This window comes from Blastococcus sp. CCUG 61487 (genome assembly GCF_005222955.1).
GTDB lineage: Bacteria > Actinomycetota > Actinomycetes > Mycobacteriales > Geodermatophilaceae > Blastococcus.
Genome location: NZ_LWUA01000044.1, coordinates 16,029 through 41,941, shown reverse-complemented (window position 1 = coordinate 41,941; position 25,913 = coordinate 16,029). Strand labels below are relative to the sequence as shown.

General features: G+C 72.1%; 24 protein-coding genes. 19 read left to right on the top strand and 5 right to left on the bottom strand.

Going from position 1 to position 25,913, the window contains the following annotated elements:
• A partial coding sequence (locus A6V29_RS04175) for an ABC transporter permease (RefSeq protein ID WP_137159127.1) occupies positions 1 to 768 on the top strand: 768 nt, incomplete at its 5' end.
• Positions 769 to 879: 111 nt separating this feature from the next.
• Positions 880 to 1,803, top strand: a complete 924-nt coding sequence (locus A6V29_RS04170) for a glycine betaine ABC transporter substrate-binding protein (RefSeq protein WP_249933006.1) — start codon at positions 880 to 882, stop codon at positions 1,801 to 1,803.
• A 65-nt stretch (positions 1,804 to 1,868) separates the two neighbouring features.
• On the opposite strand, the gene A6V29_RS04165 is transcribed toward A6V29_RS04170, so the two are convergent.
• Both A6V29_RS04165 and A6V29_RS04160 read right to left on the bottom strand, forming a co-directional pair.
• Complete coding sequence (locus tag A6V29_RS04165) at positions 1,869 to 3,812, bottom strand: AAA family ATPase (protein ID WP_137159126.1); 1,944 nt, start codon at positions 3,810 to 3,812, stop codon at positions 1,869 to 1,871.
• On the bottom strand, positions 3,809 to 4,789 hold the full coding sequence (locus tag A6V29_RS04160; protein WP_137159125.1) for an aldo/keto reductase: 981 nt from the start codon (positions 4,787 to 4,789) through the stop codon (positions 3,809 to 3,811). The genes A6V29_RS04165 and A6V29_RS04160 overlap by 4 nt, the downstream gene beginning before the upstream one ends.
• A gap of 140 nt (positions 4,790 to 4,929) precedes the next feature.
• On the opposite strand from A6V29_RS04160, the gene A6V29_RS04155 reads away from it, so the two are divergent.
• From A6V29_RS04155 to A6V29_RS04115, 9 genes are all read left to right on the top strand, one after another.
• A complete protein-coding gene (locus A6V29_RS04155) occupies positions 4,930 to 5,772 on the top strand; it encodes an undecaprenyl-diphosphate phosphatase (RefSeq protein WP_137159124.1) in 843 nt (280 codons plus the stop codon).
• Positions 5,773 to 5,783: 11 nt separating this feature from the next.
• Positions 5,784 to 6,482, top strand: coding sequence for a histidine phosphatase family protein (locus A6V29_RS04150; RefSeq protein ID WP_137159123.1), 699 nt, complete (start codon positions 5,784 to 5,786; stop codon positions 6,480 to 6,482).
• 10 nt (positions 6,483 to 6,492) lie between these two features.
• The gene (locus A6V29_RS04145; RefSeq protein ID WP_137159122.1) at positions 6,493 to 7,044 is read left to right on the top strand and encodes a DUF3090 family protein; all 552 of its coding nucleotides are present in this window, start codon (positions 6,493 to 6,495) and stop codon (positions 7,042 to 7,044) included.
• Positions 7,045 to 7,057: 13 nt separating this feature from the next.
• Positions 7,058 to 7,807, top strand: a complete 750-nt coding sequence (locus A6V29_RS04140; RefSeq protein ID WP_137159121.1) for an SCO1664 family protein — start codon at positions 7,058 to 7,060, stop codon at positions 7,805 to 7,807.
• 85 nt (positions 7,808 to 7,892) lie between these two features.
• Positions 7,893 to 8,723: an acyl-CoA thioesterase gene (locus tag A6V29_RS04135; RefSeq protein ID WP_137159120.1), complete on the top strand. Its 831-nt coding sequence runs from the start codon at positions 7,893 to 7,895 to the stop codon at positions 8,721 to 8,723.
• A gap of 61 nt (positions 8,724 to 8,784) precedes the next feature.
• Positions 8,785 to 9,171, top strand: coding sequence for a VOC family protein (locus tag A6V29_RS04130; RefSeq protein WP_137159119.1), 387 nt, complete (start codon positions 8,785 to 8,787; stop codon positions 9,169 to 9,171).
• A 122-nt stretch (positions 9,172 to 9,293) separates the two neighbouring features.
• On the top strand, positions 9,294 to 9,494 hold the full coding sequence (locus A6V29_RS04125) for a hypothetical protein (protein WP_137159118.1): 201 nt from the start codon (positions 9,294 to 9,296) through the stop codon (positions 9,492 to 9,494).
• A gap of 85 nt (positions 9,495 to 9,579) precedes the next feature.
• The gene (gene mshC / locus A6V29_RS04120; protein ID WP_137159117.1) at positions 9,580 to 10,830 is read left to right on the top strand and encodes a cysteine--1-D-myo-inosityl 2-amino-2-deoxy-alpha-D-glucopyranoside ligase; all 1,251 of its coding nucleotides are present in this window, start codon (positions 9,580 to 9,582) and stop codon (positions 10,828 to 10,830) included.
• Positions 10,830 to 11,855 carry an HD domain-containing protein gene (locus A6V29_RS04115; RefSeq protein ID WP_137159116.1) on the top strand — a complete coding sequence of 342 codons (1,026 nt, stop codon included), beginning with the start codon at positions 10,830 to 10,832 and terminating at the stop codon, positions 11,853 to 11,855. Before mshC ends, A6V29_RS04115 begins: the two co-directional genes overlap by 1 nt.
• Positions 11,856 to 11,901: 46 nt before the next feature.
• On the opposite strand, the gene A6V29_RS04110 is transcribed toward A6V29_RS04115, so the two are convergent.
• Positions 11,902 to 12,762: a PAC2 family protein gene (locus tag A6V29_RS04110; protein ID WP_137159115.1), complete on the bottom strand. Its 861-nt coding sequence runs from the start codon at positions 12,760 to 12,762 to the stop codon at positions 11,902 to 11,904.
• Positions 12,763 to 12,971: 209 nt separating this feature from the next.
• On the opposite strand from A6V29_RS04110, the gene metH reads away from it, so the two are divergent.
• Entirely contained in the window at positions 12,972 to 16,772 is a 3,801-nt protein-coding gene (gene metH, locus A6V29_RS04105) for a methionine synthase (protein ID WP_249933004.1), read from the top strand.
• A 44-nt stretch (positions 16,773 to 16,816) separates the two neighbouring features.
• Positions 16,817 to 17,530, top strand: a complete 714-nt coding sequence (locus A6V29_RS04100; protein WP_349642935.1) for an HAD family hydrolase — start codon at positions 16,817 to 16,819, stop codon at positions 17,528 to 17,530.
• Positions 17,531 to 17,571: 41 nt separating this feature from the next.
• Here the strand turns inward: A6V29_RS04100 and A6V29_RS20585 are convergent, their stop codons facing one another.
• On the bottom strand, positions 17,572 to 18,489 hold the full coding sequence (locus A6V29_RS20585; protein WP_249933003.1) for a bifunctional GNAT family N-acetyltransferase/class I SAM-dependent methyltransferase: 918 nt from the start codon (positions 18,487 to 18,489) through the stop codon (positions 17,572 to 17,574).
• A gap of 8 nt (positions 18,490 to 18,497) precedes the next feature.
• Entirely contained in the window at positions 18,498 to 19,451 is a 954-nt protein-coding gene (locus A6V29_RS04090; protein ID WP_137159111.1) for a RecB family exonuclease, read from the bottom strand.
• 95 nt (positions 19,452 to 19,546) lie between these two features.
• On the opposite strand from A6V29_RS04090, the gene A6V29_RS04085 reads away from it, so the two are divergent.
• The 6 genes from A6V29_RS04085 (at position 19,547) to prcB (ending at position 25,911) form a co-directional block, all read left to right on the top strand.
• A complete protein-coding gene (locus A6V29_RS04085) occupies positions 19,547 to 20,434 on the top strand; it encodes a tRNA (adenine-N1)-methyltransferase (RefSeq protein WP_283956336.1) in 888 nt (295 codons plus the stop codon).
• Positions 20,435 to 20,590: 156 nt separating this feature from the next.
• Positions 20,591 to 22,372 carry a proteasome ATPase gene (gene arc, locus A6V29_RS04080; protein WP_137159109.1) on the top strand — a complete coding sequence of 594 codons (1,782 nt, stop codon included), beginning with the start codon at positions 20,591 to 20,593 and terminating at the stop codon, positions 22,370 to 22,372.
• 145 nt (positions 22,373 to 22,517) lie between these two features.
• The gene (gene dop / locus A6V29_RS04075; RefSeq protein WP_137159108.1) at positions 22,518 to 24,023 is read left to right on the top strand and encodes a depupylase/deamidase Dop; all 1,506 of its coding nucleotides are present in this window, start codon (positions 22,518 to 22,520) and stop codon (positions 24,021 to 24,023) included.
• Between the two features lie 87 nt (positions 24,024 to 24,110).
• Positions 24,111 to 24,320 carry a ubiquitin-like protein Pup gene (locus A6V29_RS04070; protein WP_137159107.1) on the top strand — a complete coding sequence of 70 codons (210 nt, stop codon included), beginning with the start codon at positions 24,111 to 24,113 and terminating at the stop codon, positions 24,318 to 24,320.
• Between the two features lie 20 nt (positions 24,321 to 24,340).
• Positions 24,341 to 25,063 carry an endonuclease domain-containing protein gene (locus tag A6V29_RS04065; protein ID WP_137159106.1) on the top strand — a complete coding sequence of 241 codons (723 nt, stop codon included), beginning with the start codon at positions 24,341 to 24,343 and terminating at the stop codon, positions 25,061 to 25,063.
• Positions 25,060 to 25,911: a proteasome subunit beta gene (prcB, locus tag A6V29_RS04060; protein WP_137159105.1), complete on the top strand. Its 852-nt coding sequence runs from the start codon at positions 25,060 to 25,062 to the stop codon at positions 25,909 to 25,911. Before A6V29_RS04065 ends, prcB begins: the two co-directional genes overlap by 4 nt.
• Positions 25,912 to 25,913 lie beyond the last annotated feature (2 nt).

Genomic DNA, 25,913 nt, shown 5'->3' with positions numbered 1-25,913 from the left:
ACCACGCCCGCGGGCTTGACCGTGTTCGCCGTGGGCTCCCTCGCGGGGCTGCTGCTCATCCAGAGCATGCGCCTGTGGGAGCCGGCGATGCAGACCCTCGCCCTCGTGCTCGTGGCCACGGTGGTCGCGGTCATCCTGGGCATCCCGATCGGCATCGCGGCGGCGAAGAGTTCCCGGGTCAGCGCAGCGGTGCGCCCGGTGCTGGATCTCATGCAGACGATGCCCGCGTTCGTCTACCTGATCCCGGCCGTGACGTTCTTCAGCATCGGCCTGGTGCCCGGCGTCGTCACCACGATCATCTTCGCCCTGCCGCCCGGAGTCCGGCTCACCGAACTCGGCATCCGCCAGGTGGACCGCGAGACCGTGGAGGCGGGGCAGGCCTTCGGCAGCTCGCCGTGGCAGATCCTGCGCGGTATCGAGCTGCCGCTGGCCAGGCCGACGATCATGGCCGGTGTCAACCAGGTGATCATGCTGGCGCTGTCCATGATCGTCATCGCCGGCTTCATCGGCGCCCCCGGCCTGGGCCAGATCGTCGTCACCAGCATCTCCCGCCTGAACATCGGGCTGGGCTTCGAGGCCGGCATCTCGGTCGTGATCCTGGCGATCTTCCTCGACCGGCTGACCGCCTCCTTCGGCGAGCGCCGGAACGACGACGAGCGGCGATCCTGGCTGCTCCGCCGCCGGACGGCGCCCGCGCTGGGCACGCCGGTGACCGAGCCCGCGGAGCGCGCCGACGACGCCCCCGTGCCTGCCCGCGCCGGTTCGTGAGCCGGTCTCGGAACTGAACGGAGCCGACCGGGAGCCAGCACGGCACCCGGCGGCTGTACGCGAACGGCGGTCGGCAACGACGCTGACCGCCATCGATGAGAGGAGCACTACGTGACCCTGCACCGAAAGCGCCGCGGCATGCGGGCGGCAGCAGGACTGGCCGCGGTCGCTCTGGCGGCCACCGCCTGCGGCAGCGACGATGGAGGGGACGACAGCAACGCCTCCGGCAACGGCGGCAGCAGCAGCTGCGAGACGGTCAACCTGGGGTTCATCCCCTCCTGGACCGACGGCCTGAGCATGGCCTACCTGTGGGAGAACGTCCTCGAGGACAAGGGCTACGAGGTCGACTTCCAGGAGATCGCCGACGCGGCGCCGCTGTACGCGGGCCTGGCCGGGGGCGACGTCGACGTGTACCCGTCGGCTTGGTCGGAGGTCACGCACGCCGACTACATGGACGAGTACGGCGACGACATCGAGGACCTCGGCTCCTGGTACGAGGGCGCCGTCCTGACGCTGGCCGTGCCGGAGTACGTCGACATCGACTCGATCGCCGACCTCGCCGGTCAGGCCGACCGGTTCGACGGCCGCATCGTCGGCATCGAGCCCGGCGCCGGCCTCACCCGGACGACCAAGGAGGAGGTGATGCCGACCTACGGCCTCACCGACTACACGCTGGTCGAGTCCTCCACCACCGCGATGCTCGCTGAGCTCCAGGCGGCCGTGGACGCCGAGGAGGACATCGTCGTCACGCTGTGGCGTCCGTTCTGGGCCAACAGCCAGTTCCCGGTCAAGGACCTGGAGGACCCGGAGGGTGCGCTCGGCGAGTCCGAGGGCCTGCACAACCTGGCCCGCACCGGCTTCTCCGACGACTGCTCCGAGGTCGCCGACATGATGGGTGACTTCGAGCTGTCCGACGAGCAGTACGGCGCGCTGGAGAACCTGGTCGTCAACGAGTACGGCGAGGGCCAGTACCCCGAGGCGATCGAGGCGTTCTTCGAGGAGTACCCCGACGTCGAGGAGTCCCTCAAGGGCTGATCGACCTTCCCGCGTCCGGGCGCGGCATCCTCTGCTGAGGGTGCCGCGCCCGTGGCGTCTCCGGGTCAGTCCGCGGCGAGGTGCTCGGCGAGCAGGACCGCGAGCCGGGTGCGCCGGGGCCGGACGTCGACCTCCCGCACGGCGCGGACCAGCGCCGCTCCGCTCGCGTGCACGATCGACAGGTGCTGCTGCGCTCGGGTGAGCGCGGTGTAGACCAGCGGGCGGGACAGCATGCCGCCCGCCTCGGGCGGCAGCACGACGACGACGCCCGGCCACTCCGAGCCCTGCGCGCGGTGCACGGTGATCGCCCAGCCGTGCTTGAGGTCCGACATCGCCTTGCCCGAGACGGTCACCGGGCCCGACGCGAACGTGACGTCCAGCGTCCCGTCCCCGGTCTTGGTCACCGTGCCCACCTCGCCGTTGGCGAAGCCGATCGGCTCGAGCTCCAGGTGGTTGGCCGTGGCCACCACCCGGTCACCGGCGTCGAAGCCCCACACCGCGCCGTCCCCGGGGTTGAGCACCGCCTTGAGGGCCTTGTTCAGCTCGATCGTGCCGGCCGGTCCGCGGTGGACCGGCGTGACCACCTGGACCGCGCCGGGCTCGATGCCCAGCGCCCGCGGGATCGAGTCGGTGACCAGTTGCACCACCCGGCGGGCCGCCTCGGCAGAGCCGGTGGCCGGCACGACGACGACCTCGCGGTCGGGGGAGTCGACCACCGGCAACTCGCCGCCGCGCACCCCGGTCGCCAGCCGGGCGATCGCGCCGCCCTCGGCCTGCCGGTAGAGCGTGGTGAGCTCGGTGACCGGCACGACGCCGGAGTCGATCAGGTCGCCCAGCACGTGGCCCGGGCCGATCGAGGGCAGCTGTGCCGGGTCGCCGACCAGCAGCAGGTGGGTGCCGTCCGAGCACGCCTCGAGCAGGGCGGCGGTGAGCTCGACGTCGAGCATCGAGGCCTCGTCGACGACGACGACGTCGGCGTCCAGCGGCCACTCCTCGTTGCGGGCGAACCCCCCGGTCATGCCCTGCGCGCCGAGCAGCCGGTGCACCGTGACCGCCGGGTGGTCGGTGAGCTCCTCCAGCCGCTTGGCCGCGCGGCCGGTGGGGGCGGCCAGCGCCACTTCGGTGCCCTTGGCCCGCAGCAGCTTCACCACGGCGGCGACGGTGCGGCTCTTCCCGGTGCCGGGGCCTCCGGTCAGCAGGCTCACGCCGGCGCCGAGGACCTGGGCCACCGCTTGCTTCTGGGCGTCGTCGAGCCCCTTGGCGACGGTCCGCACGGAGGCGGGGTCGGCGATCCGCTCCGCGGTGGCCGTCAGCCGCGCGACGTTCTCGGCCACCGCCTCCTCGGCCATGCCGTAGCGGGCGAGCGACAGCGACCTCAGGGCCGGGTCGGGCTCCTGGTCGGGGTCCTCCGGCTCCGGGGGTTCGTGCTCCAGCACGTCACCGGACTCGACGGCGGCGACGATCGCGGCCGCAGGATCGGTGATGCCCTCCGCCTGGAGGGCGGAGACCACGAGGTCCGCCGGCAGGACCGTGTGGCCGTCCCGGGTGGCGGTGCGCAGGGTGAGCCCGACGATGGCGCGGCCCCGGCGGCCGTCCTGCCGGTCGGCGCCCTTCAGGACGGCGATGGCCAGCCGGTCGGCCTCCGCGAGCGCGACGCCCGGCAGCGCGAGCAGCGCCCACGGGTCGTCCCGCAGCCGGCGCGCGGCGTCGGGGCCCAGCGCGTCGGCCACCCCGGCGGCGAGCTTCGCCGGCAGCCCGGCGGTCACGAGCATCTCGACGACCTCGTACGTGGGCTGGGCGGCCAGGAAGCTGGAGAACAGCCGCTCGGCGCGCTGCCGTCCGACCCTCGGCAGCTTCAGCAGCCGGTCCGCGGTGACGTCGTCGGGGGTGGCGATGCCGACGGTGGGCAGCTCGGCCGCAGTGCGCCGTCCCAACCCCGGCCACAGGTTCGCCGCGCAGAAGGCGGCGAAGACCTGGTCACCCGACGCTGACCGGACCGCCGCCGTCACCGGTCCGCCCGACGCTCGGGGTAGCCCGACGGCGGGGCGGAGACGTCCTCCAGCGCCGTCCGGATCGCCGCGGGCAGCCGCACGCCGTCGGCGTCCAGCGAGGCCTGCAGCTGCTGGGCGGTCCGCGCGCCCACCACGGGGGCGACGACGCCGGGGCGGTCCCGCACCCAGGCCAGCGCCACGCCGAGCGGGCTGGTGCCCAGCCCCTCGGCGGCGGTGATGACCGCCTCGACGATCCGGTCGGACTTCGGGGAGCGCAGCCCGTCGATGAACGCCTGCCACTGCGGGGAGGCGCCCCGGGACTCCGACGGCGTGCTGTGCCGGTACTTGCCGGTGAGGATCCCGCGGCCGAGCGGCGACCAGGCCAGCACCCCGACCCCGAGCGCCTCGGCGGCGGGCACGACCTCCCGCTCGACGCCGCGCTGCAGCAGCGAGTACTCGACCTGGGTGCTGACGATCGGCGTGCGCCCCGGCCAGGCGCGCTGCCAGGTGGCGGCCTGGGCGGTCTGCCAGCCGGAGAAGTTGCTGATCCCGATGTATCGGGCCCGGCCGGAGGAGACGGCGAGGTCGCAGGCGGCGAGCGTCTCCTCGATCGGGGTCGCGTCGTCCCAGGCGTGCACCTGCCACAGGTCGACGTGGTCGAGCCCCAGCCGCTGCAGCGAGGCGTCCAGCGCGGTGAGCAGGTGCCCGCGCGAGGCGCCGCGGCCCATCGGACCCGTGCCGGTGCGGCCGGCCGCCTTGGTGGCGACGAGCACGTCGTCGCGGGGCACGACGTCGGCGAGCAGGTGGCCCAGGACGCGCTCGCTGTCGCCGTCGCCGTACACGTCCGCGGTGTCGACCAGCGTGCCGCCGGCGTCGAGGAACGCCGTCAGCTGCATGGCAGCCTCGTCGTCGTCGGTGTCCCGGCCCCAGGTCATCGTGCCCAGCGCCAGCCGGCTCACGACCAGACCGCTGCGCCCGAGTGCCCGTTGCTCCACGACCGGCCAACCTACCGGCGGGCGGGGACCGTCAGCGGCGACCGTCCACCACCTCGGAGCGGCGCGGCGCGGGTTCCCGGGAGGCGCCCCCTAGGGTGACCGCTCGTGGCCGCCTGCCGACTCCCGACCTCCGTCTCCTGATGGGCTGGTTCGAAGCCGTCGTCCTCGGTGTCGTCCAGGGGCTGACCGAGTTCCTCCCGATCTCCTCCAGCGCCCACCTGCGGGTCGTGGGGGAGGCGTTCGGCTGGGAGGACCCGGGCGCGGCCTTCACCGCCATCACCCAGATCGGGACCGAGGTCGCCGTCCTCCTGTACTTCCGGCACGACATCTGGCGGATCATCACCGCCTGGTTCGCCTCGCTCGGGAGGCGCCGCACGGGCGACCCCGACGCCCGCATGGGCTGGCTGATCATCGTCGGCAGCATCCCGATCGGGGTCCTCGGCTTGCTCTTCGAGGACGACATCGAGACGACGTTCCGCGACCTGCGCATCGTGGCGACGACGCTGATCGTCTTCGCGCTGATCCTCTTCGCGGCCGACCGGCTGGGGAGCAAGCGGCGCGAGCTCGACCAGCTGACCGTCCCCCACGGCATCGGGTACGGCTTCGCGCAGGCGCTGGCGCTCATCCCGGGCGTCTCCCGGTCGGGCGGGACGATCACCGCGGGCCTGTTCCTCGGCTACTCGCGTGCGGCGGCTGCCCGGTACTCGTTCCTGCTGGCGATCCCGGCGGTGCTGATCTCCGGCTTCTACCAGGCGTACGACGAGCTCAGCGGTGGCGACGGGGTCGGGGTCGGCGTCTCCTGGGGGCCGACGATCCTCGCGACGGTGCTGGCCTTCGGCGTGGGGCTGACGGTCATCGCCTGGCTGCTGCGCTACCTCGACCGCGGGTCGTTCACGCCGTTCGTCGTCTACCGGATCGCCCTCGGTGTGCTGATCCTGGTGCTCGTCTTCTCCGGCGTCCTCGACCCGAACGGGGCCGCATAGTCTCTGCCGTCGTGACCACGGTGATCCTGCTCCGGCACGGGCGGACGACGGCCAACGCGGGCGGGATCCTGGCCGGCTGGACCCCTGGTGTCCGGCTCGACGACGTCGGCGAACGGCAGGTCGCCGCGGTGGGGGAGCGGCTGGCGAAGGTGCCGCTGGCAGCCGTGGTCAGCAGCCCGCTGGAGCGCTGCGTGCAGACCGCGACCGCCGTGCTCGACGGGCGGGACCTGGACCTGCGCACCGACGACCGGCTCGGCGAGGCGCGGTACGGCGACTGGACCGGTCGCACGCTCAAGGAGCTGGTCAAGGAACCGCTGTGGAAGGTGGTGCAGCAGCACCCGTCCGCGGCGGTCTTCCCCGGCCCCGAGGGGGAGGGGCTGGCGCAGACGCAGGCACGCGCGGTGGCCGCCGTCCGCGCCTGGAACGCCGAGCTCGGGCCCGACGCCGTCTGGCTGGCCTGCAGCCACGGCGACGTGATCAAGGCGATCGTCGCCGACGCGCTGGGGCTGCACCTCGACCAGTTCCAGCGGATCGTCGTCGACCCGGCGTCGATCTCGGTGGTCACGTACACCGACACCCGTCCCTTCGTCGTCCGGGTCAACGACACCGGCGGCGACGTCTCCGCCCTGATCCCCCCGCCGCGGCGACGCCGGAAGCGGAAGGCGTCGTCGGACGCCGTGGTCGGCGGCGGAACCGGCGGCCCCGCGTAACCTGGGCCGCGTGCCCCGACAGGTCCATCTCTTCGACCGCCCGAGCCGGTTCGTCGCCGGGACAGTGGGCCAGCCGGGCGACCGCACCTTCTACCTGCAGGCGTCCGACGACGCCGGCCGCACCGTCAGCGTGGCGTTGGAGAAGACCCAGGTGCAGGTGCTCGCCGACCGCATGGCCGACCTGCTCGACGAGATCGCCGACCGCGCCGACGCGGTGATCCCGCCCGACGCCGCCGTCGACGACCTCGAACCGCTCACCCCGCCCGTGGACGAGGAGTTCCGGGTGGCCGCGATGGGCCTGGCCTGGGACGGCGCGGCCCAGGCCGTCGTCGTCGAGGCGGTCGCGGCCGGGGAGGAGCCGATCGAGGAGGACGCGATCCTCTCCGACAGCGAGGAGGGCCCCGACGCGCTGCGGGTGACGATCACCCCCATGGCGGCGCGGGCGTTCATCGCCCGTGCCCGCCGGGTCATCGCGGCCGGCCGCCCGTCCTGCCCGCTGTGCTCCATGCCCCTCGACGTCACCGGCCACGTGTGCCCGCGGCAGAACGGCTACCGCCGCTGACCGGCGGCGTGCGATGAGCGAACAGCCCGCCGAGCCCGTCCTCCGGGCCCCCGCCGACGACGCCGAGGCGCTGCACCTGCTGCGCACCGGCGAGATCGACCTCGAGGGCCGGATGCTCGACGCCTCCAACGTGACGCTGGTCGGGGCCATCCGGTCCGGGGACCTGGGCGCCGAGTGCGTCTACAAGCCGGTCGCGGGGGAGCGGCCGCTGTGGGACTTCCCCGACGGCACGCTCGCCGGCCGGGAGATCTCCGCGTTCCTCGTCTCGGAGGCCAGCGGCTGGCGGGTCGTCCCACCGACGGTGCTGCGCGACGGTCCGTTCGGCCCGGGCATGGTCCAGCTCTGGATCGACGGGAACGACGACGTCGACCTGGCCGCATTCGTACGCCGCGACGACCCCGCGCTGCGCCGGATGGCCGTGTTCGACGCGGTCGTGAACAACGCCGACCGCAAGGGCGGCCACATCATCCCCGTGCCGGACGGTCACGTGTACGGCGTCGACCACGGCGTCTGCTTCTCGGTCGAGCCCAAGCTGCGGACGCTGCTGTGGCGCTGGGCGGGGAAGTCACTGCCCGCCGAGGCCGTCGGGATGCTGGAGCGGCTGGCCGACGAGCTGCGCGGGGACCTCGGCGAGCAGCTGCAGGAGCACCTCACCCGCGGCGAGGTGCGGCGCACCCAGGAGCGGGTCGCCGACCTGCTGCGCACCGGCCGGCACCCCGAGCCCGGCGGCGAGTGGCCCGCGCTGCCCTGGCCCCCCTTCTGAGAAAGGACCCCCTGCCCCCACCGCTCGCCCGCTCGCGGCGGGCCCCTGCAGGGGGCCGAGATCGGCGCCATGCAAGATCGGCGGCATGGGTGATCTGGGCGAGGCCACGCGGGTGGAGCAGGTCGACGAGGGGCGCTTCACCGCGACGCCGTCGCCGGAGTGGGACATCTGGGGGCCGATGGGCGGCTACATCGCGTCCTTCGCCCTGCGCGCCGTGGGCGCCACCGCCGGGCACCTCGAGCCCGCCGCGTTCTCCTGCCACTACCTCGGGGTGGCCCGGCCCGAGCCGATCGACATCGAGGTGCAGCACGCCAAGCCGGGCCGCACGGCCAGCTCCTCGACGGTCGCGATCACGCAGGGCGGCAGGCCGATCCTCAACGCGATGGTGTGGGCGGTCGGCGGCAACGAGGGCCTGGAGCACGACGAGTCGGTGCCGCCGGACGTGCCGGGCCCGGACGAGCTGAAGTCGATGGACGAGCTCGCGCCGCCCGGCTCCGCGCCGCCGGTGAGATTCTGGAGCAACCTCGAGAGCAAGCCGGTCGTCTTCGAGGGCTTCGGCCCGCCGGACGGGCCGCGGTCCGCCGTCTGGCAGCAGTGGCTGCGGTTCCGCACGACACCGACGTTCGCGGACCCGTGGGTCGACGCCTGCCGTTCGGTGGTGCTGATCGACCTGCCGAGCTGGCCGTCGGCGGTCCGCCCGCACCAGTGGCAGCGCCCCCCGTTCACCGCGCCCACCCTCGATCTGAACGTCGCCTTCCACCGGCCCGCCGTCGACGAGCCGTGGCTGCTGTGCGACGGCGCCTCGCCGGTGTCCACCCGCGGGATGTTCGGCTGGCGCGCGAACGTGTGGTCGCCGAGCGGGAAGCTGCACGCCTCCGGCGGCGGCCAGTGCCTCTACCGACGCCGTCCGTCCTGAACAGAGGTTGACGGCAGGCGCCGTGGCAGGAGTGTCAGAGGGGCGCTCCACACTCCGGCGCATGCCGCATCGCAGCCGCCTGTCCATCCTCTTGCTCGACCTGCCGCCGGAGCACCACGCGGCTGGGACCGCCTTCTGGGCCGGGGCGACCGGCCGATCGGCGGAACCGGATCCGACCGACGAACAGTGGGCGTCGCTCGGCTCGTTCGCGGACGGCTGGCACGTCGAGCTCCAGCGGACCGGGGAGGGGACGGCCCCCCGCTGGCACGTCGACATCGAGACCGACGACATCCCCGCGGAGGTGGCTCGCCTCGAAGCGCTCGGCGCGGCCCGGCACCGGGACATGGGCAGGTTCTGGCAGATGCTCGATCCCGCAGGCCTGGTCTTCTGTGTCGTCGGCGTCCAGACCGGCGAGGAGTTCGAGCGCCACGCGGTGACCTGGCCATGAGTCCGAAGAAGCGAAGGACGCGCCGGCCGACACCACGGCGTCAGCACTCCTGCAGCCGACGGGAACCTCTATCCATCGTCTCCACGCGCGTCGTCGATCGATCGGAACCGCTGCGGCTCGTCGTGCACCAACGCGATGGCAGCTGGCAGTTCCTCGACGGCTTGCCGGTGGACGTGGACCACCTGATCACTACTCACGCACACCACCTGTTCGACGGCTGGCCGGACGACCTCGCGGCCCTGGCGCACCTGCCGGTCGGCCACCTCGCCGAGCGCTACGGGCCTGGATTTCCCTGGCGGATCAGCCGGGACGTCGAAGCGTGACGTCGGTTTGCGGACCGGCGGATCCCCACCACGGTGTGCTCGTGCTGGCCGGGGCTGCGTCAGAGCCACGATCTAGGCTCGGCTCGTGCTCTCCTGGCCCGCTCCGCTCCTGCCGACCCTGCCCGGGACCGGCCCCGCGCTCAAGGTGCACGACACCGCCCGGGGCGAGGTCGTGGCCACCGCGCCGGACCGGACGGCGCGCATGTACGTCTGCGGCATCACGCCCTACGACGCCACCCACCTCGGCCACGCCGCCACCTACCTGGCCTTCGACCTGATCAACCGGGTCTGGCGGGACGCCGGCCACGCCGTGCACTACGTGCAGAACGTCACCGACATCGACGATCCGCTGCTGGAGCGCGCCGAGCGCGACGGCGAGGACTGGATCGTCCTGGCCATGCGGGAGACGGCGCTGTTCCGCGAGGACATGACCGCGCTGCGGGTGCTGCCGCCCGAGGACTACATCGGCGCCGTCGAGGCGATCCCGCGGATCGTCGGCTACGTCGAGACCCTGCTCGACGAGGGCCTGGCCTACGTGCTGGACGACGGCACCGGCGACATCTACCACGACATCTCGCAGGCCCCCGGCTTCGGCGACCGGTCGCGGTACGACGAAGCCACGATGCTGGGCTTCTTCGGCGAGCGCGGCGGCGACCCGGAGCGGGCCGGCAAGCGGCAGCCGCTGGACCCGATGCTGTGGCGCGGCGCCCGGCCCGGCGAGCCGTCCTGGCCCGGGCCGAGGGGCACCGACGGCCGGCCGGGCTGGCACATCGAGTGCGCCGCGATCGCGCTGGACACCCTCGGCATGGGCTTCGACGTCCAGGGCGGCGGCAGCGACCTGATCTTCCCGCACCACGAGTACTCCGCCGTGCACGCCGAGGCGCTCACCGCGACCAAGCCGTTCGCCCGGGCCTACGTGCACGCGGCGATGATCGGCCTGGACGGCGAGAAGATGAGCAAGAGCCGCGGCAACCTCGTCTTCGTCTCGAAGCTGCGCGGCGAGGGCGTCGACCCGATGGCGATCCGGCTGGCGCTGCTGTCGGGGCACTACCGCACCGACCGTGTCTGGACGCCGGCCCTGCTGCGCGAGGCCGAGGAGCGGCTGGCCACCTGGCGGCGGGCGGTGACCCAGGACAGCGGAGCGCCGGCCGGGCCGGTGCTGCACGGCCTGCGCGAGCGGCTCGGCGACGATTTGGACAGCCCCGGCGCCATCGCCGTCGTCGACGCGTGGGCCGCGGCCACGCTCTCCGGAGCGGGGGAGCAGGAGGAGCACGCCCCGACGATGGTGTGCGACGCCGTGGACGCACTGCTCGGCGTCGCCCTGGCGGACTGCTGATGACTGCCGCCTTCCGGTTCACCGACCGGGCCGCGCGCGAACGGGACGAGGAGGCCCTCGCCCCGGCCGCCAGCCGGTCCGCCGCGAGCCGGGGGCGCGCCCGCCCGGAGCCCGAGGACCCGCTGCGGACGGCGTTCGAGCGCGACCGCGACCGCATCCTCCACGCGAAGGCCTTCCGCCGGCTGAAGCACAAGACGCAGGTCTTCCTGCACCCCGACGGCGACCACTTCGTCACCCGGCTCACCCACACGCTGCAGGTCACCCAGGTCGCGCGGTCGCTGGCCCGGGCGCTGGGGCTCAACGAGACCCTCGCCGAGGCGATCGCCCTGGCCCACGACGTCGGCCACTCACCGTTCGGCCACATCGGTGAGGAGGCGTTCGACCCGTACGTGCCCGAGGGCTGGCACCACGCGGCCCAGGGCGTCCGCATCGTGGAGGTGCTGGAGGACCTCAACCTCACCTGGGAGGTCCGCGACGGCGTCCGGGCGCACAGCTGGAAGATCGACCCGCCGCCGGCGACGCGCGAGGGCGAGTGCGTGCGCTACGCCGACCGCATCGGCTACCTCTCCCACGACGCGCTGGACGCCGTGCGCGCCGGCGTCCTGCGGCCCACCGACCTGCCGGCCCGCGCCCGCGCCGTCTTCGGCGAGCCGGGCAGCCAGATGGTCGGCGCGATGATCGACGCCGTCGTCGAGGGCTCGCTGGCCGGCGACGGGGCGGTGGTGATGGCCCCCGAACCGCTCGCGGCCATGCACGAGCTGCGCGACTTCATGTTCGAGCGGGTCTACAACTCCGAGACGGCGGCCGGGCAGAAGCAGGTCGCCATCGACGTCATCCGGCGGCTGGTCGACCACCACCTGGCCCACCCCGAGCAGATCCCCACCACCTACCGGGACCCCGACGCCGACGTCCTCACCCAGGTCGTGGACCACGTGTCCGGCATGACCGACAGGTTCGCCCTCACCCTGCACGACCGGCTCTTCGACGCCGACGCGGCCGCACGGATGGTTCCGCTGCTGCGTTGATCCGCCGTGCGGAGTGGAGGCCCGGAGGACCGCAGATCACCCAGGCTCAGCCGGTGCCGCCGCGGCGCTTGAGGTAGCGCTCGAACTCGCGGGCGATCTGGTCGCCGCTGGCCTGGGAGAGGTCGACCTCGGTCTGCCGCTCCTCGAGGGAGCGGACGTACTCGACGACCTCCTCGTCCTCGCTGGCCATCTCGTCGACGGTCGCGACCCAGTCCTCGGCCTGCTGCGGCAGCGCGCCCAGCGGCACGGGCAGCTCCAGGACCTCCTCGACCCGCTGGAGCAGCGCGACGGTGGCCCGCGGCGAGGGCGGCTGCGACACGTAGTGCGGCACCGCGGCCCAGAAGCTGATCGCCGGCAGCCCGGCCTGCACGCAGGCGTCCTGGAAGACGCCGAGGATGCCCGTGGGCCCCTCGTACCGCGAGGTCTCCAGGCCGTAGGCCGTCGCCGACTCCTCGTCATAGGCCGATCCGGTGACCGGCGTGGGCCGGGTGTGCGGGGTGTCGGCGAGCAGGGCGCCGAGGGAGACCACCGTCTGCGCGTCCAGCTCGTGCAGCAGCCCGATGAGCTCCTCGCAGAAGGAGCGCCAGCGCATGTTCGGCTCGATGCCGCGGATGAGGACGATGTCGCGCTCGCTGCCCGGCGGGCGGGCCACCGACACGCGCGTGGTGGGCCACTCCACCCGGCGGCTCACCCCGTCGATCAGCGAGACAGTCGGCCGGTTGACCTGGAAGTCGTAGTAGTCCTCGGGATCCAGCGCGGCCAGCGGCTTGGCGTCCCAGATCAGCTCGAGGTGCTCGACCGCACCGGTGGCGGCGTCCCCGGCGTCGTTCCAGCCCTCGAAGGCCGCCACCACCACCGGGTCGGTGAGATCCGGCAGGTCATCGGAGGTGGACTTCGGGTCGATCACCCCTCCGAGCCTACGTCGCCGGACCACTGGGGCGGGCGCGACTGCTGCGGCGGGTGAACCGCATCACCCGGTCGGATTCCGGCCGTGGAAGTGAGACGATGACGGGCGACATCGGGACCGCCCAAGCCTGGGCCCACCCGCCGGCGTGCCGGAGCCCGCACCGCAGACGAGCCCGCACACCACTGCCGAGCACCACTGGGGAAACACCTGTGTCCGAGTCACCCACCGTCCGCCCCGACGCCACGGCCGAGCTGACCGCGCTGATCGAGCAGCGCATCTTGGTCCTCGACGGCGCCATGGGCACCGCCATCCAGCGCGACCGCCCCGACGAGGCCGGCTACCGCGGCGAGCGCTTCGCCGACTGGCCCAGCGACGTCCAGGGCAACAACGACCTGCTCAGCATCACGCAGCCCGGCATCATCTCCGCCATCCACCGCGAGTACCTCGAGGCGGGCGCGGACCTCATCGAGACGAACACCTTCAACGCCAACCGGATCTCGCTGTCCGACTACGGCATGGAGGAGCTCGCCTACGAGCTCAACGTCGCCTCCGCCCGGCTGGCCCGGGAGGCCGCCGACGCCCAGACCGCGCAGACGCCGGACCGGCCCCGCTACGTGGCCGGAGCACTCGGCCCCACCACCCGGACGGCGTCCATCTCGCCGGACGTCAACGACCCGGGCGCGCGCAACGTGAGCTGGGACCAGCTGGTCGAGGCCTACCTGGAGCAGGCCAACGGGCTGGTCGACGGCGGCGCCGACGTGCTGCTCGTCGAGACGATCTTCGACACGCTCAACGCCAAGGCGGCGATCTTCGCCGTGGAGACGCTGTTCGAGGAGCGCGGGCGCCGCTGGCCGGTGATGATCTCCGGCACGATCACCGACGCCTCCGGGCGCACGCTGTCCGGTCAGGTGACCGAGGCGTTCTGGCACTCCGTGCGCCACGTGCAGCCGCTGCTCGTGGGGCTGAACTGCGCCCTGGGTGCGAAGGAGATGCGCCCCTACATCGCCGAGCTGGCGCGCATCGCCGACACATTCGTGTCGGCCTATCCGAACGCGGGGCTGCCCAACGCGTTCGGGGAGTACGACGAGTCGCCCGACGAGACCGCGGCGATCGTGGGGGAGTTCGCCCAGGCCGGGTTCGTCAACCTCGTCGGCGGGTGCTGCGGCACCACGCCGGCGCACATCGCCGCCATCGCCCGGGCGGTCGAGGGCGCGACCCCGCGCACCCCGGTGGAGGTCCGGCCCGCGCTGCGCCTGTCCGGGCTCGAGGCCGTCGTCGTCGACGAGGACTCGCTGTTCGTCAACGTCGGCGAGCGGACCAACATCACCGGCTCGGCCCGCTTCCGCAACCTCATCAAGGCCAACGACTACCCGGCCGCGCTCGCCGTCGCCCGCCAGCAGGTCGAGGCCGGCGCCCAGGTCATCGACATCAACATGGACGAGGGGATGATCGACGGCGTCCAGGCGATGGACCGCTTCACCAAGCTGATCGCCGCCGAGCCCGACATCTGCCGCGTGCCGACGATGATCGACTCCTCGAAGTGGGAGGTCATCGAGGCCGGCCTGAAGAACGTCCAGGGCAAGTCGATCGTCAACTCGATCTCCCTCAAGGAGGGCGAGGAGAAGTTCGTCCGCGAGGCCCGCCTGTGCCGCAAGTACGGCGCCGCGGTCGTGGTGATGGCGTTCGACGAGGACGGGCAGGCGGACAACCTCGAACGGCGCAAGCAGATCTGCCGGCGCGCCTACGACGTCCTCACCGAACAGGTCGGCTTCCCGGCCGAGGACATCATCTTCGACCCGAACGTCTTCGCCGTCGCCACGGGCATCGAGGAGCACGCCAACTACGGCCTGGACTTCATCGAGGCCACCCGCTGGATCAAGCAGAACCTGCCCGGCGCGCTGGTGTCCGGCGGCGTCTCGAACGTCTCGTTCTCCTTCCGCGGGAACAACCCCGTGCGCGAGGCCATCCACGCCGTCTTCCTGTACCACGCCATCGCCGCCGGCATGGACATGGGCATCGTGAACGCCGGCGCCCTCGAGGTCTACGAGGAGGTGCCGCGCGAGCTGCGCGACCGGATCGAGGACGTGATCCTCAACCGCCGCGCCGACAGCACCGAGCGGCTGCTGGAGATCGCGGGTGACTACGCGGGCGACGGGGCGGCCAAGGAGGTCGCCACCGAGGAGTGGCGTTCGCTGCCGGTGGGGGAGCGGATCACCCACGCGCTGGTCAAGGGCATCGACGCGTTCGCCGAGAGCGACACCGAGGAGCTGCGCCAGGAGATCGCGGCGCGCGGCGGCCGGCCGATCGAGGTGATCGAGGGTCCGCTGATGGACGGCATGAACGTCGTCGGCGACCTGTTCGGGGCCGGGAAGATGTTCCTGCCGCAGGTGGTGAAGTCCGCGCGGGTGATGAAGAAGGCCGTGGCCTACCTGATCCCGTACATCGAGGCGGAGAAGCAGCCCGGCGACGCCGAGCGCAGCAACGGCAAGGTCGTGATGGCCACCGTGAAGGGCGACGTCCACGACATCGGCAAGAACATCGTCGGCGTCGTCCTGCAGTGCAACAACTACGACGTCGTCGACCTCGGCGTGATGGTGCCGGCGCAGAAGATCCTCGACACCGCCAAGGAGGAGGGCGCCGACGCGATCGGGCTGTCGGGGCTCATCACGCCGTCGCTGGACGAGATGGTGAACCTGGCCTCGGAGATGGAGCGGCAGGGCTTCGAGATCCCGCTGCTCATCGGCGGGGCGACGACGTCACGTGCGCACACCGCGGTGAAGGTGGCGCAGAAGTACCACGGCCCGGTCATCTGGGTGAAGGACGCCTCGCGCTCCGTGCCGGTGGTGGCCGCGCTGCTGTCGGACGAGCAGCGGCCCACGCTGCTCGCCGAGACCGAGGCGGAGTACGAGACGCTGCGCGAGCGGCATGCGGCGCGCCAGGACACCCGGCCGCTGCTGTCGCTGGCCGCCGCGCGGGAGTCGGCGCCGCAGCTCGACTGGACGGGGTACACGCCGCCGCGCCCGCGCATGCTGCTGCAGCAGGCCAGGGACGTCTGCGCCGGCGATGCCTGCGACCACGTGCAGCACGTCGCCACCCAGTTCGTGAAGACGTTCACCGACTATCCGCTCGACGAGCTGCGCCGGTACATCGACTGGCAGCCGTTCTTCAACGCGTGGGAGATGCGCGGGCGGTTCCCGGACATCCTCAACAACCCGTCGACCGGCGAGGCCGCGCGCCGCCTGTACGACGAGGCCCAGGCGATGCTCGACCAGATCGTCGAGGAGCGCTGGCTGCAGGCCAACGGGGTGATCGGGCTCTTCCCGGCCAACCGGGTGGACGGCGAGGACATCGAGGTCTACACCGACGAGACGCGGAGCACCGTGCTCACGACCCTGCACCAGCTGCGCCAGCAGGGCGAGGGCCGGGACGGCGCCGCGCGCAAGTCGCTGGCCGACTTCGTCGCGCCGAAGGAGACCGGGCTGGACGACTACGTCGGAGCGTTCGCCGTCACCGCGGGGCTCGGCTCGCAGGAGCGGGTCATGGCGTTCAAGAAGGCGAACGACGACTACAACGCGATCATGCTCGAGGCGCTGGCCGACCGGCTGGCGGAGGCGTTCGCCGAGCGGCTGCACGAGCGGGTGCGCAAGGAGTTCTGGGGCTACGCGCCCGACGAGCACCTCGACAACGACGAGCTGATCGGCGAGAAGTACCACGGCATCCGCCCGGCGCCCGGCTACCCGGCCTGCCCGGAGCACACCGAGAAGGCGACGATCTGGTCGTTGCTCGACGTCGAGAACACCACCGGCATCCAGTTGACCGACAGCATGGCCATGTGGCCGGGCGCAGCGGTCAGCGGGCTGTACTTCTCGCACCCGGAGTCGCGCTACTTCGTGCTCGGCCGGATCGGGCGCGACCAGGTCGAGGACTACGCCCGCCGCAAGGGCTGGACGGTCGACGAGGCCGAGAAGTGGCTCTCGCCCAACCTCGGCTACCGCACCGAGGACGAGTGAAGGACCCCGCTGCCCCCCACCCCTCGCAGGCTCGGGGCGGGTCCCTGCACCGGGGCCGTTCCAGTCGGCTGCGGAGTGTCCTCTTCGACATGGACGGGACGCTGGTCCAGACCGAGGAGTACTGGAGCGAGGCGCTGTTCGAGCTGGCCGCCGCGCTCGGTGGGCGGATGTCCGCCGAGGCGCGGGCGTCCACGGTGGGCACGAGCATGCAGCGGGCCATCGGCGTGCTGCACGCCGACCTCGGCGTGGTCCGCAGCGAGCAGCAGGCGCTGGCCGACGCTCGCTGGGTGGAGGAGCGGGTGGCCGAGCTGATGGGCGGCGGCATCCCGTGGCGGCCGGGCGCCCGCGAGCTCGTGGCGGCGGTCCGCGCGGCGGGCCTGCGCAGCGCCCTGGTGACGACGACGCCGCGCCGGCTCACCGACATCGTGCTGGCACGGATGATCGCGGACCTCGGCGACGACCCGTTCGACACCACCGTCTGCGGTGACGAGGTGCCGGCGCGCAAGCCCGACCCGGCGCCCTATCTCCAGGCGATGGCCGCGCTCGGCGTCCGGCCGGAGGACAGCGTGGTGATCGAGGACTCGCTGGTCGGCGTCACGGCCGGCCTGGCCGCGGGGGCGGCGGTGCTGGGCGTCGCCGGCCTCCAGCCGGTCCCGCCCGCGAACGGGCTCACGCATGTGGACACCCTGGCCGGGATAGGCGTGCCCGAGCTCGCCGACGTGCTGGCCGCCCGCCACGTGGAGTACTCCGCTCCCTGACGGCCGCGGCCGGACGGCCCGGTGCGCGCACACTGGCGGTCCTAGACGGCTGTTGCGACGACGGCGGCGGAGGACCGGCTCTCGCCTGCCCGTGCGCGCTGCAGGCGCTCGGTCACGACGAAGCCGGCCAGCACGAGCCGCCGCGCCATCTCGTCGATCGGCCACCGGTGCGCCGTGATCACCTTGTGGGCGAACGGCTCGACGGCGGCCCCGTCGAAGAAGCCCGCCACGAGAACGCCGCCCGGCCTCATCACCCGACGGATGGTGGCCAGTACGTCGTCCACCAGGGCGGGCTCGAGGTGGATGAGGGAGAACCAGGCCAGGATCCCGGCGATCGAGCCCGCCGGCCGGTCCAGCTCCAACATCGAGCCCACCTCGAAGCGGGCACCGGGGTGGGTGGCCCGCGCGTGCTCGATGAACTCGGGCACCGGATCGATCCCGGTGACCTCCACCCCCAGGGAGTGCAGGTACCCGGTCAGCTGGCCCGGCCCGCACCCCAGGTCGAGGACCGGCCCCGGCAGGGGCGCGAGGTGCCGCTCGATCAGCTCGCGGTCGTCCGTGTGGACGTGTTCGATCGCGCCGAAGAGCCCGATGTACTCCTCGGCGCTGAGCTGGAGCTTGTAGCACCCGTTCTCCCGGCCGTGCCGGCGTGCGGCGTCGAGGAGCAGCGCCCCCACTCCCGAACGCCGGTGCCACTCGTCGACGACGACGTTCTCGACGAGCAGGTACGGGTCACCGCCGCGGGCGACGTTGCTCAGGACGGTCAGGTCGACGGTGCCGATAAGGCGGGCGGACGTCTCGGCGACCAGCACCAGACGTCCCGGCGTCGTGAGCGTCGCGGCCCACGCCGCCCGCACCCGGCTCGTCTCCGCGAGCTCGCGCTCGGTGTAGAGCTGCCGGTACAGGCACAGCACCGCGGCGAGATCCGCGGCGACCGCCGCGCGTACCGACGGAGCCACGGCGCCGCTCAGTCGCGCTCGACGAGCGGGAGCGTCTGCCAGCCCGCCGCCGCGGCGGCCTCGGCCGGGAACGGCGGGGGAGTGCCCCCGAACTCCGGGCAGACCGCCTGGTGGTCGCACCAGCCGCACAGTCGCGTCTTGTTCGGGCGGAAGTCCCCGGTGCTGACCGCGCGCTCGATGGCCGCCCAGATGGCGAGCAGGGTGCGCTCGAAGCGGACGAGCTCCTGCTCGTCGGGGGCGTAGGTCAGCACGTCGCCGTCGCCCAGGTAGATCAGCTTGAGCTGCGCGGCGACGACGCCGCGGGTGCGCCAGAGCACGAGCGCGTAGAACTTCATCTGGAACAGCGCCTTGGCCTCGAACGCCTCGCGGGGCATCGAGCCGGTCTTGTAGTCGACGACGCGGATGGCGCCCGTGGGCGCGACGTCGACCCGGTCGACGAACCCGCGCAGCAGCAACCCGTCGGGCAGCGTCACCTCGACCAGCTGCTCGCGACCCTCGGGCTCGATCCGGGTCGGGTCCTCCAGCGTGAAGTACTTCTCGACCAGCTTCCCTGCCGAGGCCAGCCACGCCTCCAGCGACTCGGGGGCGTTGGCGTCGGACTCGGCGCCGTCCTCCTGGGCCACCTCGAACAGCTCGGCGATGCCCGGCTCGTCGCGCAGCTCGGCCCAGGCCGGCTCGATGAGCTCCTGGGCGGCGGCGACCGTGCGGCCGGCCGCCGGGAGGTCGTACAGCTTCTCGAGCACCGAGTGCACGAGGGTGCCCCGCACGGCGGCCAGGCTCTTGCGCTCGGGCAGCCGGTCGATCGTGCGGAACCGGTAGAGCAGCGGGCAGGTCTTGAAATCGGCCGCGCGGCTAGGGGAGAGCGAGGGCCGCCGCGGTGCCTGGGCGGCCTCGGCCGCGGCGTCCGCCACCGGCTCGGAGGCCTGCGCGGGCGTCGGGTTCGTCTCGACCGTCACCGTCATGGGTCCGAGGCTAGGTCGGGGCACCGACACTTCCGAGTGCCCGCGCCGCACTGGGGACACGGGTCACACCGGCACCGTCCGTAGTCTCGTCGCCCGTGGAGACCCAGCCCGAGACCGAACGCAACGCGCCCGCCGAGCCGAGCGCCGAGCCGGCGCATGCGGAGGGTGCCTTCGTCGCCGGTGACCGGGTGCAGCTGACCGATCCCAAGGGCCGGATGCACACCGTCGTCCTGGAGCCGGGCAAGCAGTTCCACACCCACCGCGGCGCGATCGAGCACGACCACCTCATCGGCGCCCCGGAGGGATCGGTCGTCCACTCGACGGCGAACACCGGCTACCTGGCGTTCCGCCCGCTGCTGGCCGACTTCGTGCTCTCCATGCCGCGCGGCGCGCAGGTCATCTACCCCAAGGACGCGGCGCAGATCGTCGGCTTCGGCGACGTCGGTCCGGGGATGCGGGTGCTGGAGGCCGGTGCCGGCTCCGGCGCGCTCAGCTGCTCGCTGCTCCGGGCGGTCGGCTCGACGGGGTCGCTGACCAGCTACGAGCGCAGGGAGGACTTCGCCGACGTCGCCCGGGGCAACGTGGCCGCCTTCTTCGGCGAGGTGCCGGACAACTGGAGCCTGCGCCTGGGCGACCTGGCCGACCACCCCGCCGAGGAGGTCGTCGACCGCGTCGTCCTCGACATGCTCGAGCCCTGGGCGGTGCTGCCCACGGTGGCCGCGGCCCTGCGGCCCGGTGGAGTGCTGGTGGGCTACGTGGCGACGACGACGCAGCTGTCCACCTACGTCGAGGCGCTGCGGGCCCAGGGCCTGTGGACGGAGCCGCACGCCTGGGAGACGCTGCTGCGGCCGTGGCACGCGGTGGGCCTGGCCGTCCGCCCGGAGCACCGCATGGTGGCGCACACCGCATTCCTCGTGACCGCGCGCCGGCTCGCCGAGGGCGCGGTCGCACCGATGCGCCAGAGGCGGGCGCAGAAGCACTGAAGAAGGAGCCCCGTCCTCCCCACCCTTCGCAGGCTCAGGGCGGGGCCCTGGTCGGGGGCCGATCCAGCACGTCGCCACGCCGGACGAGGCCGGAGCGCGGCGTCGGTCCGCGTGTATAGATTTGGCTCCTGGCTCCCCGATGTGCGGAGGTGCGCGATGGGCCCCGGCCCGATCGAGAGTTCCGACGAGACGACGGCACGGCGTGAACGCGACGTCGCCGCCCTCCTGACCCAGATCTCCTACCTCGAGGAAGAAATCAGCCTGCTGCGCCGCAAGGTGGCCGACAGCCCGCGCCAGTCGCGGGCCCTGGAGGACCGCATCGCCGAGGCGGAGGGCCGGGTCGCGTTCCTCTCCGAGCGCAACGACAAGCTGTCCTCGACGCTGCGGGACGCACGCGAGCAGCTGGTCACGCTCAAGGAGGAGGTCGACCGGCTGGGGCAGCCTCCGTCCGGCTACGGCATCTTCCTGGAGCGGCACGAGGACGGGTCGGTGGACGTCTTCACCGGCGGCCGCAAGCTGCGGGTGACCCTCTCCCCGAACGTCGAGGGAGACGACCTGCGCCCCGGCCAGGAGGTCATGCTCAACGAGGCCATGAACGTCGTCGAGGCGCGCGGCTTCGAGCGGGCCGGCGACGTCGTCATGCTCAAGGAGCTGCTCGAGCCGATCGACGGCGTCACCTCGCGCGCCCTGGTCATCGGGCACACCGACGAGGAGCGCGTGGTCTACCTCGCCGACTCGCTGTCCGACCAGCCGCTGCGCGCGGGTGATTCCCTGCTGCTCGAGTCGCGGTCGGGCTACGTCTACGAGCGGATCCCGAAGAGCGAGGTCGAGGAGCTCGTCCTCGAAGAGGTCCCGGACATCGACTACTCGGACATCGGCGGTCTGGCGCGCCAGATCGAGCAGATCCGGGACGCCGTCGAGCTGCCGTTCCTGCACGCGGACCTGTTCCGCGAGTACCAGCTCCGCCCGCCGAAGGGGATCCTGCTGTACGGCCCGCCCGGCTGCGGCAAGACGCTGATCGCCAAGGCGGTCGCCAACTCCCTGGCCAAGAAGGTGTCGGCGCTCAAGGGGGAGGGGCAGGGCAAGTCCTACTTCCTCAACATCAAGGGCCCCGAGCTGCTCAACAAGTACGTCGGCGAGACCGAGCGGCACATCCGGCTGGTGTTCCAGCGGGCGCGGGAGAAGGCCAGCGAGGGCACGCCGGTCATCGTCTTCTTCGACGAGATGGACTCGATCTTCCGCACCCGCGGCTCCGGAGTCTCGTCCGACGTCGAGTCGACGATCGTGCCGCAGCTGCTCAGCGAGATCGACGGCGTCGAGGGCCTGGAGAACGTCATCGTCATCGGCGCCTCCAACCGCGAGGACATGATCGACCCGGCGATCCTCCGGCCGGGCCGGCTCGACGTGAAGATCAAGATCGAGCGGCCGGACGCCGAGGCGGCGCGCGACATCTTCAGCAAGTACCTGACACCCGACCTGCCGCTGCACCCCGACGACCTGGCCGAGCACGGAGGCAGCCGCGAGGCGACGATCGCCGGGATGATCCAGCGCACCGTCGAGCGGATGTACACCGAGGTCGAGGAGAACCGGTTCCTCGAGGTCACCTACGCCAACGGTGACAAGGAGGTCCTCTACTTCAAGGACTTCAACTCCGGCGCCATGCTGCAGAACATCGTCGACCGCGCCAAGAAGATGGCGATCAAGGAGAGCCTGGAGACGGGCAACGGCGGCCTGCGGGTCGGCCACCTGATGCAGGCGTGCGTGGACGAGTTCAAGGAGAACGAGGACCTGCCCAACACGACCAACCCCGACGACTGGGCGCGGATCTCGGGCAAGAAGGGCGAGCGGATCGTCTACATCCGCACGCTGATCAGCGGCAAGGGCAACGAGTCCGGCCGCGCGATCGACACGGCCACGAACACCGGCCAGTACCTCTAGCCACCCGCCTTCGGCGACGATCAGGTTCCCTGATCGTCGCGCTACCTCCCTCACCGTCGGCGGTGAGGGAGGTAGCAGCACGGCGAGGGAGGACGGCGTCAGCGGCGTCCCGGCCGTCCTCCCGCGAGCCGCCTAGGGTTGGGTCATGAGCGTCCGGCGGATCATGGGCACCGAGGTCGAGTACGGCATCTCGGTGCCGGGGCAGCCGACGGCCAATCCCACGACGCTGTCCAGCCAGATCGTCAACGCGTGGGCCGTGGCGGATGCGCCGACACGTCGGCGTCCGCGGTGGGACTTCGAGGAGGAGTCGCCGCTGCGGGACGCGCGCGGGTTCGACCTCACCCCGGCGCAGGCGCTGGACCACAACGACCTCGACGAGGACACCGGGATGGCCAACGTCATCCTGACCAACGGCGCCCGGCTGTACGTCGACCATGCGCACCCCGAGTACTCCACGCCCGAGGTGACCAACCCGCGCGACGTCGTCCTCTGGGACAAGGCGGGGGAGCGGGTGGTGGCCGAGGCCACCCGGCGGGCCGCGCAGATCCCCGGCACCCCGCCGATCCAGCTGTACAAGAACAACACCGACGGCAAGGGCGCCTCGTACGGCGCCCACGAGAACTACCTGATGGACCGCAGGACGCCGTTCATCGACATCATCCGCGGGCTGATCCCGTTCTTCGTCACCCGCCAGGTGTTCGCCGGCGCGGGCCGGGTGGGGATCGGTACGGAGAGCCGCACGGCCGGCTTCCAGATCTCCCAGCGCGCCGACTTCTTCGAGGTCGAGGTCGGATTGGAGACGACGCTCAAGCGGCCGATCATCAACACCCGCGACGAGCCCCACGCCGACCCCGACAAGTACCGGCGGCTGCACGTCATCATCGGCGACGCCAACATGGCTGAGCTCGCGACCTACCTCAAGGTCGGGACGACGTCGATCGTGCTCGCCATGATCGAGGCGCGCGCCCTGTCCCACGACCTCGCGCTGGACGAGCCGGTCGAGGCGCTGCAGGCGATCAGCCACGACCCCTCGCTGACCCAGACGGTGCGCCTGCGGGACGGACGCCGGATGACCGGGCTCGAGATCCAGGAGGGCTACCTGGAGCAGGCGCAGAAGTTCGTAGCGCAGCAGGGCGACGGCGACGAGCAGACCGACGACGTGCTGCGCCGCTGGGCGGAGGTGCTCGAGGACCTCGCCGTCGACCCCATGCGCTGCGCCGACCGCCTGGACTGGCCGGCCAAGCTGCGGCTGCTCGAGGGGTACCGCACGCGAGACGGCGCGGACTGGGGCGACTCGCGGCTGAAGTTGGTCGACCTGCAGTACTCGGACGTGCGGCCGGACAAGGGTCTGTACAACCGGCTGGTCGCCCGGGGCTCGATGCAGCGGCTGCTCACCGAGGACGAGGTGGAGCGGGCGACGGTGCACGCGCCCGAGGACACCCGGGCGTTCTTCCGCGGGGAGTGCCTGCGGCGGTACCCGGCGCAGGTCGCGGCGGCGTCCTGGGACTCGGTGGTGTTCGACCTGGGCCGGGAGAACCTCGTGCGCATCCCGACGATGGAGCCGCTGCGCGGGACCCGCGAGCACGTCGGTGACCTGTTCGACGCCTCGCCCACGGCGCAGAAGCTGGTCGACACCATCACCGGATCGTGACCGTGCGCCCGTTCGCGGACCGCCAACTGTCAGTCCTGACGGGTAGCTTGCGGGCAGTAGCAGTCACCTGAAGGACCGGAGGGCAGCATGGCCACCAGGGACACCGGCGGGCAGCAGAAGGCGACGCGCTCGCGCGAGGAGACCGACGAGGTCGAGGCCTCGGTCGACACCGAGGTCGCCGAACGCCACAAGGAAGTGACCGAGGACTTCGACGCAATCCTCGACGAGATCGACGAGGTCCTAGAGGAGAACAGCGAAGATTTTGTGCGTCAATTCGTACAGAAGGGCGGAGAGTGACCGCCTGACCGCTTTGCGTGATGACGAAGCGCTGCCCAGACTGTGGGAGGCACCTTCCGCACTCCGACTTCGGGCGTAACAAGACGCTGCCGGACGGCCTCTCGTTCTACTGCCTCGCCTGTAACCGTGCTCGGAACAACGACTGGTACCGCCGCCAGCGCCGCTCGTTGGGCAAGGAGGTCCGGGACCTGTCGTGGGTGCCTCAGGGTTTCCGATGGTGCCCGACGCGTCAGCAGGCGGTGGCTCATGCGGACTACATCAGGAACGCCGCCCTGCCGTCCGGCTTCGGAACGCGCTGCAAGGCGTGCCACAACCGTCTCAGCAAGGATGCCTACTGGCTTCGTCGCTACGGCTTGACCAAGGCAGACGTCGAGCAATTGCGTGCCGATCAGGGCAACGTTTGCGGGATCTGCGGCACACCCGACCCGGAGCACCTCGATCACGATCATTCGACCGGTCGGACGCGGCTCTTGCTATGCCAGCGATGCAACCACGGTCTCGGGCTGTTCCGCGACGAGCCGTACCTGCTTCGCGTCGCCGCCCTCTACATCGAAGGCCACCGACAGGAGCACGCGAACGATGTCGTGAGGCAGGCGGCCATCGAGGCTGAGGCGGCCAGCCGGCCGGGGGAGCCGCCGGTAGGGTCGCAGCGACGTCCAGGAGCGCGCGGCACCAGCACGCGAAGCACCGGGCGGAACAGCGGGTCACGCCGGCGCGAGCAGGCGGGAGAGGTGGATGGGTGAACGAGTCTGGCCGGAGCGGGTTCCCGCCCGCCTACCTGGACCGGGTGGGCTCCTCGTTCACCGATTTCCTGTCCTCCACGGCGCCTGATCTCCTGCCCGGCCGCCGCCCGATCCCGACCATGCCCGTGGGAGAGCTCGCCCCGCACGGCACGACGATCGTCGCGGTCACCTACGACGGCGGCGTCCTCATGGGCGGCGACCGCCGCGCCACCATGGGCAACCTCATCTCCAGCCGCGACATCGAGAAGGTCTACCCGGCCGACTCCTACAGCGTCATCGGCATCGCGGGTGCGGCCGGCATCGCCATCGAGATGGTCAAGCTCTACCAGGTCGAACTCGAGCACTACGAGAAGATCGAGGGCCTCACGATGTCCCTCGACGGCAAGGCCAACCGCCTGGCCCAGATGATCCGCGGCAACCTCGGCGCGGCCCTCCAGGGCCTCGCCGTCGTCCCGCTGTTCGCCGGCTTCGACCTCGACGCCGCCGAGGGCGCGAGCCCCGGCCGCATCTTCAGCTACGACGTCACCGGCGGGAACTACGAAGAGCGCGGCTACGCCGCCGTGGGCTCGGGCTCTCTGTTCGCCAAGAGCTCGCTGAAGAAGACATGGCGCAGCGCGCTGGACGCCGAGGCCGCGACGCGCACCGTGGTCGAGGCGCTCTACGACGCCGCCGACGACGACTCCGCGACCGGCGGTCCCGACCCGGTGCGCCGGCTCTACCCGATCGTCTACCGGGTCGACGCCGAGGGCGCCGTCCGGCTCACCGACGCCGAGGTGGCCGCGATCAGCGACACCATCGTCACCGAGCGGGCCGAGGCCGACCGCCGCAACGTCGACCGGGAGGCCTGAGC

What these genes read in the sequence shown, in the direction of transcription:
- A6V29_RS04155 (WP_137159124.1), top strand. Translation starts at nt 4,930, where the DNA reads ATGGGCTGGTTCGAAGCCGTCGTCCTCGGTGTCGTCCAGGGGCTGACC.
- A6V29_RS04140 (WP_137159121.1), top strand. Translation starts at nt 7,058, where the DNA reads ATGAGCGAACAGCCCGCCGAGCCCGTCCTCCGGGCCCCCGCCGACGAC.
- A6V29_RS04135 (WP_137159120.1), top strand. Translation starts at nt 7,893, where the DNA reads ATGGGTGATCTGGGCGAGGCCACGCGGGTGGAGCAGGTCGACGAGGGG.
- A6V29_RS04130 (WP_137159119.1), top strand. Translation starts at nt 8,785, where the DNA reads ATGCCGCATCGCAGCCGCCTGTCCATCCTCTTGCTCGACCTGCCGCCG.
- A6V29_RS04115 (WP_137159116.1), top strand. Translation starts at nt 10,830, where the DNA reads ATGACTGCCGCCTTCCGGTTCACCGACCGGGCCGCGCGCGAACGGGAC.
- A6V29_RS04090 (WP_137159111.1), bottom strand. Translation starts at nt 19,451, where the DNA reads ATGACGGTGACGGTCGAGACGAACCCGACGCCCGCGCAGGCCTCCGAG.
- arc (WP_137159109.1), top strand. Translation starts at nt 20,591, where the DNA reads ATGGGCCCCGGCCCGATCGAGAGTTCCGACGAGACGACGGCACGGCGT.
- dop (WP_137159108.1), top strand. Translation starts at nt 22,518, where the DNA reads ATGAGCGTCCGGCGGATCATGGGCACCGAGGTCGAGTACGGCATCTCG.
- A6V29_RS04070 (WP_137159107.1), top strand. Translation starts at nt 24,111, where the DNA reads ATGGCCACCAGGGACACCGGCGGGCAGCAGAAGGCGACGCGCTCGCGC.
- A6V29_RS04065 (WP_137159106.1), top strand. Translation starts at nt 24,341, where the DNA reads ATGACGAAGCGCTGCCCAGACTGTGGGAGGCACCTTCCGCACTCCGAC.